A 17,056-nucleotide genomic window follows, 5' to 3' on the forward strand; every position below is an offset into this window, starting at 1 on the left:
TAGAACGAATGTTACTGCTTTACTATTATACTGCTATTCTATTTCGATCCACTTTCCTTCTTTTAAACTTTGAATAGCTGCAAAGCTTGCTTTTGTTACATTTATGAGTTCTTCATACGGAATTAAAGCAATATCACCTTGTTTTATTTTTTCAAGAATTTGTCCAAATTGTGCTTTGTGCCCTTTGTTTAATTTCGTTTTAAGTTTAGAAAACCCTTTTGTACCGTGACCTGTTGTTTTGATAAAGTTGTCCATGATGAGTGTTTTCTCTTGTGAGAATACTTCTAATCGTTCTTTAGCGTACGATTTTGATCCGTTTGCAAAGTAATTGACAACTCCTGTAGAACCGTTTTCTAGTTTTACTAAAATAGAAGCGCTGTCTGTGTTTTCTGCTGGATTTTCGCCCAATGCATTCATACAAACTGCTTTGATTTTGCTTCCTGTTAAGTATACAATTAAGTCTAAATAGTGACACGCTTCTCCAATGATTCTTCCGCCACCGACTTCCATATCATGCACCCAAATTTCTGGCGGAATTGCGCCTGCGTTCATCGTAGCAATTACGTTCATTGGCGCATCGCCTACTAATGATTTTATTTTTTGCGTGTGTGGAGAGAAACGTCTGTTGAAACCAATCATTAAGGTTCCGTTGCTTTTTTGGTAACTTTCTTCGATTGCTTCTAGTTCTTCATGATTAAGCGCTAGTGGTTTTTCAACAAATACATGTTTTCCTTTGTCTAATGCTTTGATCACCATATCCGCGTGCAAGTTGTGACGCGTTGTAATCATTACTAAGTCTACATCTTTATCGTCTAATACCAGCTCATAATCTGTAGTACTCTGTGCAATGTTATGTTTTTTGGCAAGTGCAGTTCCGTTTACGCCACCTGAAGAAACAATGTGCTTTATGTGTGCATTTGTTCCTTTTAATGCAGGCAACAGTGTCATTTTCGTGAAGTTTCCGGCACCAATTAATCCGATCACGCCTTTTGTTGGTTGTCCTTCTTTTTTAGTGACAATTATCGTGCTTTCTGGCTGCGTACTTTCGTCGTATTTTATGATGGAAGCAATTGATTTTGAAGTACCAATTTCTCCGTATATTTTTTCATATTCTTCTAATGCAACAACTTCGGAAATGAGGTTTTTTACTTGTAATTTTCCTGTGGAAATGAGTTGCAATACGGTTTCAAAGTTTCGCTTTTCTGTCCAACGTACAAATGGTAATGGATAATCGATTCCTTTTTGTTCGTAATCGTCATCATATCTTCCTGGCCCGTAAGAACAAGAAACTTGGAAGCTTAATTCTTTTTCGTAAAATTCTGCTCTTGATATATTTAATCCAATAACACCAACTAAAACGATGCGTCCACGTTGTCTGCTCATTTGAGCCGCTTGTGAAATAATAGCGTTCGATTTTGCAGAAGCTGTAATTAATACGCCATCGGCTCCAACATTATTCGTGTTTTCTAATACAAATTTTACAGGATCATTTCCTTTGAGCGGATTGAACGCGATGATACCTTTTTCTTTGGCAATGGCAACTTTGTTATCGTCTAAATCGTATCCAATAACTTTACAACCATTTGCCATTAACATTTCTGCGGCTAGCAACCCGATAAGACCTAAACCAATGACAACAATTGTTTCTCCCATTGTAGGATTGACCAAACGAATTCCTTGCAATGCAATTGCGCCAATTACCGTAAATACGGCTTCTTCGTCAGTGATGTTGTCAGGAATGTGTGCTACTAAGTTTTGCGGAATGGAAACAAATTCGGCGTGTTGCCCGTTTGATGTAACTCTGTCACCTACTTTAAAGTCTGTGACACCTTTTCCAACTTCTATTACTTTACCAACGTTGCAGTATCCTAAAGGAAGTGGTTGTTCTAGTTTGTTGAAGACCGTTTCTAACGTAGGCATTAATCCTTCGGTCTTTATTTTATCCAACACCATTTTTACTTTGTCTGGTTGTTGTCTTGCTTTTTGTATGAGTGAAGCTCTTCCAAACTCCACTAACATGCGTTCTGTACCTAATGAAACTAAACTTCTAGTCGTTTTTATTAATACTTGTCCTGTTTTTACTTTTGGTGCTGGCAGCTTTGCTAGTTCCGTCACTCCTGTCTTGAACGACTGTAGTATTTGTCTCATATGGTCTTTTTTGATTTTTACAAATTCTGCGCAAATTTACTTTTTAATTTGACACTAACCCAAGAATTTGTCCAATTATCCGTTAGGTACGTTTTTATTAGATTTCATCACATATTTTACTACGATATAAAAAAGGATTGCCGCAGTGACGTTTAATAAAAGTCCTCCGGAAAGTAAGCTTGTAACAAATGTAATGATGATTAAGTTTCGCTTGACTAAATCACTTCCGTTGAAAAGCATTGAAACCACATAGAGATAGTAAATAATCCCTGCAATTCCCATAAATATGTAGAGATCGATGAATTCAAATTCTACTTTGAATGTATTAAAGTCCAATCCGCCAAAAATATAGTTGAGGAAACTCCAATTTTCATTCATGTGATTCATGGTATCTATCAATAATTGATCTCTGTAAGATGTCACTGTTGATAACAATCCGCTTTCATTGTAAATAACTGTCCAAAAGTCAGAACTTTTAATGAGTTCCGTTAATATTGTTTCCTTGAAAAAGAAGAATCCTACTGCTAAAACTCCCAATGTCCAACTAAATATCTTTTTATATCGGTTGTGACGCACTAAGAATACGATGCCTAAAAGCAGTAAAAAAAGCAGCATCTTTTTTTGTCCTAAACAGAGAGAACATGCGATAAAAAATAACAGTTTGTAGCCGTATTTTTTTTGCTTGTTTGTGATCCAAAAATAATAGTTAACCGCAACTGCAATCATGTACATGTAGCTTGCTTCTCCGGGTTTGGAGAAAAAGCCTGTAACACCAAATCGAACCGTGTATTCGTAGGATCTAAATAATTCTATATGGAATATATATCCGCAAATTAACGCAATTGCGTTTACATATAAGAAATACTCGAAATACGTATATATTTTTTGATAGGTTTCTTCTTTTAGCGGAATCGTTTTGATAAATAATGCAAAGATGAGTAGGTATATATATCTGTTAAAGAAATAGATGTTACCACTCAAAAATTCTGTTTGTAGGTTGTAGCCTTCCGGCGAATTTAGCAGTAATTGACTGATGATGAATGATGCCGTAATTCCGAGAATAAACCACAGTGTTCGAAATGGCTTTTTGTATTGTGTAATGATCATGAATACCATGAATATTTCAAATACTAGTTTTACAATTCCTGAGTATCGGTAAAAAGAATTTGGCACAAGCTTAAAGGTGATACTTGTAAGAAAGTCACTTACGAAGAATGCCATCAAAAAAAATATTACAATGCTGTCTATGTTTTTTTTGATAAAATTCATGGGCGCAATTTCACTTTAAATCCTTTTTGTAAAAACATCCAAGTAATCGCAAAAAAGAAAAATCCGTATCCTAATAATGATCTCGCCATACTTGCTTGCGATAAGTAATACGCAAATACGAAACAAAAGATGATAAAGATTAAGTTGATATTGTTTTTTTCCAACCGATTAAGAAATGCATCTAAACCACAAAGAAAAAACCCTAAAATCATATTCCCAATGATTAGTCCGTAATATCCAAAGGCTCCGTAGAAATCTAAAATACTATTTATTGCTAATGATCCTTGTTTTTCATCTGTTCTTGTAAAGTGTAAAAATACTTCTTTTGAATCTAAGAATGTTTGGTATCGGAATACTTTACTCAGCGTTCCAATGTTTGTAATTCCATAATGACCTTCTACATTGGGAAAGTAATGCACATAACAGAATGCAGGAAGCGCCAATCGTCCAAAAATACGCGTAAGTACAACTTCTGTTAGTTTTGTAACTCCTGAAAATACACTTTTAAATTGATAGGTAGTTCCTGAATAATAAAGTAATATTAATATGGAAAATAACGCGAGTCCAATAAGTGCATAACGGCGGCGTAATTTTTTCTTTTCTTTTCTTGTTAGAATTCGCTTTTCTTTTATGTGAATGTATTTTCTAAATATAAATGCTGACAGCAATAAAGACAGTAGAAATATAATTAACGGGCGTTTTTGAAATAGTAATAGAATTAAAGAAAACGATACTATGAATAACCCAATGAAAAGTATTCTACTGACCAGCGTTTTTCTTTTCATGGAAACATACAACGCCACAATAGTAAGAAATGGCAGTAAATTGTATGTGATAACTACATATAAATAGTTTGAAGTAATGCCAATCCTAGATATTAATAATGCTGTTGGTTGTCGTCCAATAAGTCCATCTACAATACCTGTAATTAAGATATCTCTTTTGATAAAGAGATATACAGACAGAAATAAAAAGATGAGAAGTAGGATAAAGTAGAAGTTTGTTTTGCTCAAATTATTTTTAATCGGTGCTTCCATTCGGAAATGATCTATACATTCCACGCGTCCATATAATGCCCAAATCCCAATTGTATATGAGTATAATACGGTGAGCAATCCGCCGACGACCAATAATTGTGTTTTGATGATTTCTTGACTCGTTATCAGCTCTAGCTTAAACGTGTTGAATGTGATCATTACATAATCTATCATAAATGGATATGCCATCACACCAACTACAGAAAATATCATAGTAGCGATAAAGAATATCCCAAACGTATTCCATCTGAAAATCATCTTTTTGAATAGAATGATGTGGAATAGTAAGACAAATATGAGTATATATGTAATCGTCATTTATTTTTTTGGGTATTGAAAGTAAAGCAAATAGTTGAAAGCCGCATAGAACGTAATTCCCCATTGCCTGCTCAATATATTTTCTGTAAAACAACAAATCATAATGATTATTGTGAAACAAAAATAGATATAATTATTTGTTTTGATTGCTTGAAAGAGCGAATAGCCAAAAATGGTAAGGAAAAGCGCCAATCCTAACACTCCAAATCGCATGAGATAATCTAAGTATTGATTGTGCACATTACTGCGCAGTGGAATGTTATTTTTCTCAAATTCGGCATGCAGAAAGCGTTTTACATCGCCTGTTCCTGAACCTATGAGATAGTTTTCTTTGATAACAGGAATTGCAGCTTTCCAAATTCGCGCACGCGTTATTCTATCCGAATCTTCTCCTTCTAACAATTCCGTTAAACGATCGCTAATTCTGCTTAGCGGCAAATTTAAATGTTGCGTGGCAAACCAACCTGTGATACAAATTAATAGTAACGAAAATCCTAGAATTTTAAAACTTCTGCTTTTAACAAGAAAGTAAATTAATGACGTTGAAATAATAATAGCATTGAGTACAATGGCTGTTTTTGCTACGGTTTGAAAAAGAAATAAGGATTGTACAACCAATAATAATACTAGTAAAATAATGAGGTAGTTTTTGGTCGCTTTGCGAATGTAATCTAAGATAATAACATGTGCGAATATAATGTACATTCCGAAATACGAATTGTGCATTTCAAAAACTTTGGTGAGTTCCGCGCCCGTATATCGATAGGAAAAAAACAATTCTAAATCTAATGGAAAAATATCACTTTTGTAAAAGAAGCGATACAGCGTATGCGTTTCAAAGATAACAATGAACCCAAAAATAGAAATTACAAATGCTTTTAGAAGAAAGTCAATATTTTTGACACGATATACCGTGTAAAAAATCGGAAACAACACAAAACTGATTTGACGCGTAATGGTATTGAAACCTCGTGAAACATCTTGTGTATATAACATTCCGACAATATTTAGCGCATAGAGCGCAAGTAAGAGCCAAAAGTACGTCGTGGTTTTGAAGTGAATTTTTTCTTTTTTTCGAAACATGATGAATCCTTGCACAATCATGAGTGAAAAAATGAATATCGGATTTATTTTTTCCTGTGTAAAGGTTCCTACAACACCAATGAGTAGTAGAAAAATAATGTCAATATTGTTCTTTTGAAAAAATTGGATCAGAGACGTTTTTTGTTGCATTTAGTTGGCTAAAAAAGATTCTAGTGCTTCGTAATCTTCATCGCCAAAATACATCTTTTCAGGTAAAGACGAAAAATTATTTTGTAAACGGTCGGTATTCTGTGTCAAATAACTCACTGCTTCTTCTAAAGCGTTTGGTTCTTTGTAATTTACGGAAGTTCCAATGCCCAAATCCATCACTATTTCTTCTAAATATGTTTGCTTACTACACAATATTGGCACTTTGTAGTACATACATTCGTATAGTTTGTTTGGCAATGCCAAACGATTGTTCAATGAAGTTTGATCAATGTCGTATACTAAATAGATTATATCTACAGAATTGTAAATGCGTTGTGCATCTGTAAACATGTTGTACGGCCCGAAATACGTAATGTTATCATAGTTTGCAGCATATTCTTTCACTACGTTTTCGTATTGTCCTTTTCCGTGAATGTGAATGTCTACATTCGGATGGTTTTTATAGGTTTCAAATAGTTTGATATATTCATCTTTTCGCAACAGTAACCCAACAACTCCGATCACTGTTTTTTCAGTTTGTTGCTTTTGAATCGTAGTATCATGTTGCAATTCTGTTGAAAGCATTTTGTTTTCCAATACAAAGACCTCTTTTTTAAAGAATTTTTCAAAATGATAGCTATAGTATTTTTTAGAGGTCACAATGAGTTTGTCAATATGCTTGGTGTACAAGTATTTTTCCAACGATCGCATGCGTTTGCTCATAAAACTGTCTGCAAAGACAAACTCTCGCAAATCGGAAATTTCAATGGTTAGTTTTGGTTTGTGTTTCTTTTTACCAAATTTGAAACTTGCCATTAGGTATAGAATAATGACATCAATATTGTTTACCAACGCCACATTGAATTGTGAATTGGAAAGAATTTTTCTAATTTGCCTAATCGCTTTGATGTATACCCAAATTCTTTTGAATGCTTGTGAAGCATTTGGCAAACCGCCTAAGTTATGACGAATTACATTTTTTGCGATAGAATCATCAAGTGTAGCCAACGTTTCTCTGTGAAAGTACACCAATGTTACTGTATGGTTTTTTGCTAAGAAATTGATTTGCTTTACAAACCTCGGATTCGGCTGATGTGAGATAAAGAATAAAATATCTTTCATTATTTCGCTAGTTTTTCATGATTAATCAACCATTTGTTTAATGAATAAATAATCCAAATTCTATAGCCTAACTTAGGAGATACTTCTTTTTTAGAGCCTAATTCTTTTAGAAAAGATTCTTTTAGATATTCTTTTATTGGAGCAGCTTCATCATTAAGTACTTCTTCTTGAAACATTTTTGGCAATGAAAGCGTTAAAAAAGGATGTAATAACATTCCAAATCCTACTTTTTTACCATTTACAATATAATCGGGAAGAATTTCTTTCGCCATACTTTTGATTATTGATTTGGGACCATTTTTCATTTTTAAATCAAATGGTAATCCGGCACAATATTCTATTAATTGATAATCCATGTAAGGCGATCTCGCTTCTACACTCGCTGCCATTGTTGGGTAATCTACTCTAGGTAATATTAATTCGGGTAGTCTTAATTTGTATTCAATGTTTAAAACTTTCTTCAGAAAAGAGTCTTTACTTTTTACAGTAACCTCATCCATTAATTTACCTAAAATTTCATAGGTGTTGTAGTCGTTTTTCTTCCAGAATGTTTTTTTCTCAGATTCGGTGAAGCCATGTACTTGTCTTCTAGAAACTATTTTTCCTTTGTAAAAGAAATCGAACGGTTTTGAGAGCGGAATGTATTTTAAGAATCTTTTTAAGAATCCTGGAATCCATTTTATGATATCATATTCTCGTTGCATATTGGTATACACAGGATAACCGCCTAATTCGTCTCCGCCTTCACCAACTAAAATTATTTTAGAGCCAATTTCGCGTGCTTTTTTGGAAATGTAATAGAGCAATACAGAATTTGGATCGCCAAAAGGCATATCTGCTTGAATGCTCATTAGTTTTATAAGTTGCGTTTCAAATTCTTCTTGATCAATTTGCATTTGATGATATTCTATAGCTAATGATTTAGAATATTTTCTTGCGTTTACAGATTCATTAAATTCGTGTTTCGTTTCATATTCCAAATTTATAGCATTGATATTTGGACTTATTTTTGAACTGTAATGTAAGTTTAACGAACTATCAATTCCGCCACTTAATGCAATAGAAATTGGAACATCGGAAACGTTACGCAACACCATTGATTTTTCTAGTTTTTCTTTAAAAGTGGCTTCTGCTTCTTCATAAGAATCACTAGATATTGTGTTTATTGCATCAGTAACAGACCAATATTCTTTTTGAGTGATGTTTCCGTTAGCCTCAATTTTTAAGTAATTTCCTGCTTCTAATTTTTTTATGTTTTTATAAAATGTGTTCGGAGCATTTACCGTTAATAAAGAAAGGTAATGGTAAATTGCTTCTTCATTGATTGATTTGTCTATTTCGTCAGATTTTAATAATGCTTTAATTTCTGATGAAAAGTAAAGTTTATCTTTTATGGAAGCATAGTATAGTGGTTTTTTTCCCAGTCTATCTCTTACAATATAGGTTGTTTGCTTTTTTATGTCATAAATAGCAAAGGCAAACATTCCTTTTAGTTTTTCTAATGTTTTATCTAATCCCCATTCTTTGTAGGCATTAATAATTACTTCCGTATCTGAGTTGTTCGTGTTAAACTGTTGTTTGCCTATGAGGTCTTTTTTGATTTCTTCATGGTTGTATACTTCGCCATTAAAACAAATAACCACCGATTCGTCAACAGATTTCATCGGCTGATTCGCCTGATCTGACAAGTCAATAATAGAAAGTCTATTATGTCCAAAAACAACTGAGTTATCATTCCAAATAGATTGATCGTCCGGACCTCTATGCAAAATTTCTTGTTGCATTAAAGCCATCGTACTCGTGTCTTTGTCTATTATTTTATTATAATTAATAATTCCTAAAATTCCGCACATACATTTTTATTCTATTTAATTACTTGGCTCAAATTTTATTATTTTCAATGGATTCGCAGAATGATTTGTGGCTACTATGAAAACATTATAAGTATCATCTACTGATACTATATTATAAACAGTCGGATAACTTGTCATTTGGGTAATACTTGAAATTATATTAATACTATTCTCCTCCATTACATGTTTTATTAAATACTCAGTACTAGTCCATTCCAGCGAATATAAATGTCCTTGTGAATCTACTTGAAAAATTTTCGTAACTCGATCTGCAAAAGGTTCCGTATATACATTTAGTAATACTCCTTGAGATGAATAAACTAAAAGAGAGTTTTTTGTTGAAGCTACTGTAGAAACTAAAATATATAATTTATTATCTGCACCATAAGTAATTCCATTTATACGATTATAATCTGCGCTTATACTAATTGGAGTTAATACATTAAAATCCGCATCATATACCTCTATAGTTAAAGAGTTTTGTTTATTTATAAATAATCTATTTTGTATTTTATCTACATCAAAATGATTGATTCTGACAGATGTTTGTATGGATTCTGAATATACATCTTGTGTTTGAGAATTAAAGCGTCGTATTCTTTTATGATTGTTATCTAATACATATATATCTTCATTAGAGTTTACTCTAACTAATTTAGCATCATTAAATAAGCTATTATTGAACATAGACAGCAAACTTCCTGTGCTAGCATCTATTATAAGTAAGTTACTACCACCATTGTTAGTTTCATAAGCTACAAACAATTTATTGTTCATAAGATCCGTAGAATTAACACGTTCTGGTCCAACAATACTTGTAATAACTTCTGAAGCCACATAGGTTTGACATCTTTCCAATTCTAATGTTTCTGATGCCAAACCATCTCCATGAATATTACTGTAAGCAACTACATAAAAGAAATAAGGTGTGTTAAATTCAAAATCAACACTAGAATAATACGTCTCCGTAACTGTTTCTAGTAAAGTATATGTACCGTTTATAGCATCTGAGGCAAAAACTTTATAGTTATCTGCTCCTTGTACTGAATTCCATTTTATACATATGTGATCTCTACAAGCCGAATTTGCATAGGTTAAATCAAAACAAGAACCTTCTTCTGCTGTTAAATCAAAATTTACTTGCAATGTTGAAAAGTCATTTACTGGGTTCTGGTTCGTATTAGTGTTCTCACTATTTTCATCTGAACTAGTACACGAAGAAAGTATTAGAAGTACTGTAAGTAGCGTAAAACTGAATTTTTTCATAACTTATTTTTTAAAAATTAATATTGCTTCTTTTATAAATGGACTCTTTATTTTTATACTGTAAGCTAAAAATAAAATGCTCGATATAAAACCACTTATTACAAACCCTAAAAAATTAGGGTAAAAATCATGAATTGCAAAGTTGATTAAAAATAATAGAACGTTCAATGCTAAAAGTGGTATTATTTTAAAGTATTTGTGTGATTTTAAGTATTTTCTATTCCAATATAAAGAGAAAAAACCTAACAATACAAAGCTACACATTAACGAGATTGATAATGCTTCTATAGTACCTATTGTACTTTTTAAAGAATAATACATTACTACATGCGTTGCAATTGCTATTGCTAATGATATTAAATTCAACGGCTTAAAAAACTTAACTTCTATAATTCCTTTTAAAACTTGAAATATCGCATACGGAACCAATCCTAATGAAAGTAGTTTGAATATGAATACGACTAGCACAATAATTTCTTCATTTTTTAGCCAAAGCGGCAACAGAACATCCACCCAATTGAATAGTACTACGGAAGTTAGTATTGCAATGTATAATGTGCCTCCAACTAATAGATTTACTAATGTTTCATGTCGTTCTTCAGAATTTTTATGACCAGATATAACTGCTGAAAGTAATGAAACTGGTTGCAATACAATTAATATGGTTCTAGATAGCGTTATTCCTATTAAAAATCCTCCAATAATTTCATCTTTTCCATGTATCATCATAGCTCCTACGGTAAGTAAGAACATATCTGAGAATGTAATTATTGATCTTGGCAAACCATATTCAATAAAGTCTTTTCCAACAGTTTTTATTTCTTGAAATCTTGGAAAAATATACAATTTTAAAGTAATAATTATATAAGTCAGTAATAGTAATAACAGTAATACAATAACCGATAAAGCATTTTTGAAAAGTAATATTAAATCATTTTCAATTGTGAAAAATTTAAAAACAAATAGCAGTATTAAACTCGCTATTAGCAACTGAATCATGTTGTATGTAAATATTTTTCTCAGATTCAAGAAATAAGGCAATATGATATAACTTAAATGTAAAATACTTATATAAACAAACGTAATTTTTAAAATTTCTTCAGCTATTTCTTCGGGAAAATAACCACTCAAATAGGTGTGAAACAGTGCATAAATTCCCAATAATATACCAGACATCAATATCCAAATTGATATGGATAATATGTAATATATCTTTAATTTACTCTTATTGTCTTTGTCAATGCTCGTAAACCTAATTAATGCTTGAGAAGTACCTAATTGGGAAAAATTAGAAAATGTTGGTGCAATACGTCTGACATAAAGAAACACACCTAAATGGACAACCGACAACGTAAATTCCGCTTCCTTAATTAACCAAAAATTAAAAAGCACATTAAAAAAAGAAAAAGCAGTACTAATTATGATGTCTTTACTGAGTTTGTTCATTACTAACTGAAGTTAATTCGGTGTTTTCCAAGTGCAAAACTAATTTATTAAAACAAAACCACAATTATTAAGTGGATTAATAATGGTGGTATTTGGTATAAATTGAAAGATTATGCTTTAGTAAAACTGTATTTTTTAATTATTTTCCTTTTCAATCATAAACTGTAACGTGGTTGTTCCTTTTATATTTGTTTCTAAAATGACTTTTTTAGAAGTTACTTTACTTCCATAATTGCGACTGCTTGTATAATCTGCAATGCGAATTGTGGTAGAAGCATCAACCGTTATTTTTGAAGAACCAGCATTCGTTCTTACTAAAATAGCATTATCTTTTATTTCGACACCAATTTTTTCGTCAAAATGTAAATTTCGCGTGATTTTATGTTCGTTTTCACAAGAAATAACATCGATACATGTCAGCTTAAAGTTTTCTTTTTCAATGTGAAACGTACGTTCATGCGTTACAGCATCTTCCAAACGTTGGTAACCTTTATGCTTTCCTGAAATCGTAGCATTTGTTGCCGAATGTTCCGTTGCAACGTCAAAAGGTTCCGCAATATCACTAATTCCCCAATTGCCAATCATAGGCGCTAGTTCTTCTCCGTCAACTTCCAATCCGTTATGATATGCCGTTGATTTCATTTTTGTTTTCAGTGCCAAATCGCCAGTATATGTATAACAACCTGGATCTACGATAATATCGGTTGCATCGAGCATGAGTTCAAAGCTAAACAAATCGTTGTGTCCGTGTCCGCCGCGACCTTTCATTCCGACTTCGCCAACATCTGTAATAAAATAATTTTGCGCATCTTTTACAGTTACAAATCCGCCTTCTTTATAATAATACGATTCAAAAGTATTTTGTGTTGTAAAGCCTAAATTCTCGGTTGCTTTTGTTCCAAATACTTCAAATGCGGAATGATATTTTTTGTTTGTACTGTTTAATTTTTCATCTTGAAAAAACAAACTCGCCAATTGCAATAAGTTTGTATGATTGTTCAAAGAAACGTCATCATTTTGAAATACAGAAGCACTATCGTTATCTCCAATAATTGGTGTTAACTGGTTTGGTTTTGTGACATCACGCGTGAATTCGCATGCATTTTTCAAGACTTTCAATGTGTTTTCTTTCACTTTCAAACCTGCGCGTTGCATCACTACGAAAGAAATAAAATAAAATTCTACGACTAATCTGTGATACGGAATCGATTTTTCAAAGTTGACGCCATCTGCAATAAATTGCAAGTGAAATTCTTTTTCGGTGTGTTTTACGGCGTAGTTGTACCACGTTTTTGCTTCTGAGTAAAATCCTTTGAAGGTACTTCCTAAAAGTAATAATGCGGTTAGGTTTGCCGAATAATGATTTCCACGAATATCTGTATATTCTATAGTTCGCCACAAGAAAATTCCGTGAAGCAACAAAATTTCATTCAACACATTTACAACCGCATCTGTATTTGAAGCTTCTAGTAAAATTTCTCGCAATTGAATCAAATTAATCGTTCGCACCGAAACTTCCATCGGATACCAATTCACAGAAAAACCTATTGGATTCTTGCTTTTCCAATCGGATAAAATCTCATGAATATACGCTAATTGTGAAGCATCTTTTTGCAATTGATACGCACGTGCCACAGGAATTAAAAAACTCAAACGTGATAATTCCCAAGGAAATTTTACATCAAATTCTTTTGCTTTATTTTTTTCGTAGAATGAATAGCCTTTAAAGTACTTGTTTTTCCATGAATGATTTTCGCGCCAATCCGTATTCCAAGAAATTGGTTGTGTGAAAGTATAATTTACATCAAATACCGAAATGGTTCCGTTTACGATTTCATTAGCATTTAAAATGGTTTGTGTTTGAAGCGTTTCAGGAAGCGATTCCGCTGAAAAATCATCAGAAAACAATAAACTTTTTGCGTTCCACGTGTTTTTAGATTTGTTTACTTTTTGATGAATTTTTGGTTCAATTTTCTGCCAGAACTTCGTTTTAAAATACATTTTCAACTTTACAAGTTGCACAAATCGATACCAAACTACAGGAATTGGCTTGGATAAAATGGTTTTTATGTTCATACTGATAAACTGTCGTATATAAATAAAATGCTTGAAATATGCTGCAAATTTATTGTTTTGATTTTTGATAGACAGTTTCGATCCTAAAAAAGATGTGAAATACTGAGCTATTTTCTGTTTACACTGTTGTATTTGGATAATCTTGGTTATGCATCCAATCTGCATCTGTGTCATTTTCAATTTCATGCGCATTGTTATAGCATTTATAAAAAGTGACTGTATTATTATCTATGTTTATTGGACATTGTAATTCTATAGGATGATTTTTTCGTTTATTTAAGATAAACTTTTTTGTTACTTGCAGTCCTTCATGATCTTTATCCGAACCGTTGTAGATTAATAGCTTTCCAAAGCTACAATCAATATTAGTAAATAAGCTTTTCTTTTCAATTTTGATACTTGCATGCGTAAGATCAACACCATTTAAGTGTGTATTTGCACAACCATAGATTCCGCCAAGTACAATTCCAGGATAAATAGCTTTATTATGTACACCTAATCCAGAAGAAAGTGTACCTCCAATTATGTGCAATCCTAAGCAATTCATTGCGCGTATGGTTTCTCCTTCCAAAGTTCCACCTGCAAACTTGCAGTTCATTAATACAATATCTCTAATACGCCAAGGCAATTGCCCGCCTTCTTGGTAACTTCTCATGTAAATAGCTCTTTTGGCTCTTGCTCTCATTACAATGAAAACATTTTCTGCTTTCCATTTGGAAACCGCTGGGCAATAGGTTAATCCCGCTGATGGCGTTTTATCAGGCGCAATTAATACGATTACATTTGTATCATATCCATTATTCAAATCCTTTTTAGCGTTTGTATGAATGTTTTCTACGCTAATGCTTAAGTTTTTAAGTCCGCCGCCAGAATTATTTGCTGCATTTGCATAATATCTTAAAAATCCATACTCATCTCTTTTAACTCCTGTGAGAGCTTCGTCAACTTCTGTATATTCATGAAAAATAAGAAGGCGCGTTCCGTGTGAAGATGCGCCCATATTCCCTTCACCTTCAATCACAACTCCGTACTGTATTGAATTTATCGCTGAGAAAAATTTGTATCTTCCTGCAGGAATGTAGATCGTTTTTCCTGGCCGCGTGTATACTTGGTAATTAAATATGGTAATCTCTGGATTTGGAATAGTTGTTGGCTCATTAGCCCGACCTTTGTTCGGATTGGCAATTTTAGGAGATTGAACATTAAATTGCGCATATGCTAAGGATGCATTTAATGCAAAAGATGCATCTCTACTTGGGCTAAAATCTGGCAATGCACCAAACCAGCGTAAATTTAGTGCTCCTCGATCCCATTGACGAATCCATCTTCCATCAGCTACATTTTCAGCTTTACAAACCATTCCATCGTAATTAGCATTGTAACCTACTTTATAGTAACTCGTATCATCAAAAAAAGGATTCACAGTACAGAATTTATCAAAAATAAAAAATCCGCCACCGCCATCATTTTTATCCCAAAATCCTTTTACATATAACATATCTCCGTCTTTCGGAGTAGCTAATTCATACAATCCAGCTAAATTTTCTACTACTGTCATATTTTTTTGTGTTTGCCTTTACGATATGTTGTCTTAAAAGTTTCAAACCACAAGATATAAAGTAATTTTATATGAATTGATCTGTTAAAGTTTTAAATAAAAAAAGCACATCAACTTTGAAAGTTAACGCACTTTATTTAAATTTTAAATAAAAAATTAACGAATATATTTTCTATTTAAACTGATGTATTTGGGCAAGCTTGATTGTGCATCCAATCTGCATCAGTATCACATTCAATTTCATGCGCATTATTGTAACACTTGTAGTCAGTTACGGTGTTGTTATCTATATTTAAAGGGCATAACTGCTCCTGAGAAAGGTCAGTCCGTTTATTTAAAATAAATCTTTTAGTCACATGTAACGCTTTGTGATTCTTATCAGCTCCATTATAAATTAATAATCTCCCAAATCGACAATCTATATTTACAAGATTACTTGTTTTCCAAATTTTTATAATTCCATGACTTAAATCTACGTTACTTAAATGCGTATTGGAGCATCCATGAATTCCTGTTAATACTATTCCTGGCTTAACTCGCAATGGTGGAAGATTTGGGTCTGTCGGGTGCACTAAACCTAAACCTGAAGAAAAGAAACCTCCAATAATATGTAATCCTGAAACATTTTCTGCTCTAACAGTTTCTCCTTCTATACTTGCGCCTGCAAACCAACAATTTATTAAGGCAATGTCACGTATTCTCCAAGGTAAAGTGCCTCCACTCTGTTGATTACTCTTCATATAAATAGCTCTTTTCGCATTAGCACCTAATCCCATGACAATATTTTCCGCTTTCCATTTTGCCACCGCAGGTAAATCTATGCCATTAGGAGGAACGCTTCCTGTTGAAATAAGTGAAACTATATTTGCATCAAACCCTTTTTCTACATAATTAGCGTCTGCATCCGCAGGTGGGTTTAAATCTATAACATCAAATGTCAAGTCTTTAATTCCTCCTCCTGAACTGTGAGCTTCATTAGAATAAAATCTTAGGAATCCAAACCCATTATTTCCTATAATTTGATCAATTCCTAAATCTTCATACCTATGTGCTATTAATAATCGTGTTCCATTTGCTGAAGTTCCAATGTTTCCTTCACCTTGAATAACAACACCAAATGTTATGGTAGTGATAATACTTCTGAAATAATATCTACCTGCAGGAATAAAAATTGTTTTTCCAGGTCTTGTGTAATGTACATCATTGAAAATTGTTCCGTTGGATAAAGGGTCAAATTGCGCATATTCTAACGCTGCATTTAAAGCTTTTGATGCATTTCCAATATCACCAGGCATTCCTCCAAACCAACGTAAATTTAAAGCTCCTCTATCCCATTCTCTAATCCATCTTCCAGTTGTGTTGTTTTCGGATTTACAAATCATTCCATCATAATTTGGATTATTTCCAATTTTATAATGCTCCGCTAAGTTTACAGGACTTGGCGATGCTATCAATCTGTATACCGGGTCTAAAGTGGAAGAAGCATCAAAGATGAAAAAGCCGCCACCGCCATCGTTTTTAGTTCCATAACCTTTTACATAAACCATATCTCCGTCTGATAGTACAAATGGATTCGGAATCGTCGCTGGTTCATTAGGTTGACCTGCGTTAGGATTGGGTATTGTAGCACTAGTTAAGCTATACAATCCTGCTAAATTTTCTACTGTTATCATAATTTTTTGTGTATTATTTTTAAGGCATTTTACCTTAAAATATTAATAAATTGTTAT

The 17,056-nt window shown here is 32.8% G+C and carries 11 protein-coding genes; all 11 read right to left on the bottom strand.

Annotation, left to right across the window (positions count from 1 at the left end):
- Window positions 1–33: 33 nt before the first annotated feature.
- On the bottom strand, window positions 34–2,148 hold the full coding sequence (locus IMCC3317_RS13790; RefSeq protein WP_160130079.1) for a bi-domain-containing oxidoreductase: 2,115 nt from the start codon (window positions 2,146–2,148) through the stop codon (window positions 34–36).
- Window positions 2,149–2,223: 75 nt separating this feature from the next.
- A complete protein-coding gene (locus tag IMCC3317_RS13795; RefSeq protein WP_160130080.1) occupies window positions 2,224–3,417 on the bottom strand; it encodes a hypothetical protein in 1,194 nt (397 codons plus the stop codon).
- Entirely contained in the window at window positions 3,414–4,772 is a 1,359-nt protein-coding gene (locus IMCC3317_RS13800; RefSeq protein WP_160130081.1) for a hypothetical protein, read from the bottom strand. The genes IMCC3317_RS13795 and IMCC3317_RS13800 overlap by 4 nt, the downstream gene beginning before the upstream one ends.
- Entirely contained in the window at window positions 4,773–6,005 is a 1,233-nt protein-coding gene (locus IMCC3317_RS13805; protein ID WP_160130082.1) for an O-antigen ligase family protein, read from the bottom strand. It abuts the gene before it with no gap.
- Window positions 6,006–7,127 (bottom strand): glycosyltransferase, encoded by a 1,122-nt coding sequence (locus IMCC3317_RS13810; protein WP_160130083.1) that lies wholly within the window; start codon window positions 7,125–7,127, stop codon window positions 6,006–6,008.
- On the bottom strand, window positions 7,127–8,980 hold the full coding sequence (asnB, locus tag IMCC3317_RS13815; protein WP_160130084.1) for an asparagine synthase (glutamine-hydrolyzing): 1,854 nt from the start codon (window positions 8,978–8,980) through the stop codon (window positions 7,127–7,129). Before asnB ends, IMCC3317_RS13810 begins: the two co-directional genes overlap by 1 nt.
- Window positions 8,981–8,995: 15 nt before the next feature.
- The gene (locus IMCC3317_RS13820) at window positions 8,996–10,246 is read right to left on the bottom strand and encodes an NHL repeat-containing protein (protein ID WP_160130085.1); all 1,251 of its coding nucleotides are present in this window, start codon (window positions 10,244–10,246) and stop codon (window positions 8,996–8,998) included.
- Window positions 10,247–10,249: 3 nt separating this feature from the next.
- On the bottom strand, window positions 10,250–11,692 hold the full coding sequence (locus IMCC3317_RS13825; RefSeq protein WP_160130086.1) for a polysaccharide biosynthesis protein: 1,443 nt from the start codon (window positions 11,690–11,692) through the stop codon (window positions 10,250–10,252).
- Between the two features lie 135 nt (window positions 11,693–11,827).
- Window positions 11,828–13,768: an alginate lyase family protein gene (locus IMCC3317_RS13830; protein WP_160130087.1), complete on the bottom strand. Its 1,941-nt coding sequence runs from the start codon at window positions 13,766–13,768 to the stop codon at window positions 11,828–11,830.
- Window positions 13,769–13,886: 118 nt separating this feature from the next.
- Window positions 13,887–15,326, bottom strand: coding sequence for a hypothetical protein (locus IMCC3317_RS13835; RefSeq protein ID WP_160130088.1), 1,440 nt, complete (start codon window positions 15,324–15,326; stop codon window positions 13,887–13,889).
- 176 nt (window positions 15,327–15,502) lie between these two features.
- A complete protein-coding gene (locus tag IMCC3317_RS13840) occupies window positions 15,503–16,999 on the bottom strand; it encodes a hypothetical protein (RefSeq protein WP_160130089.1) in 1,497 nt (498 codons plus the stop codon).
- Window positions 17,000–17,056 lie beyond the last annotated feature (57 nt).

Source organism: Kordia antarctica (genome assembly GCF_009901525.1).
In the GTDB taxonomy this organism is placed as follows: Bacteria; Bacteroidota; Bacteroidia; order Flavobacteriales; family Flavobacteriaceae; genus Kordia; species Kordia antarctica.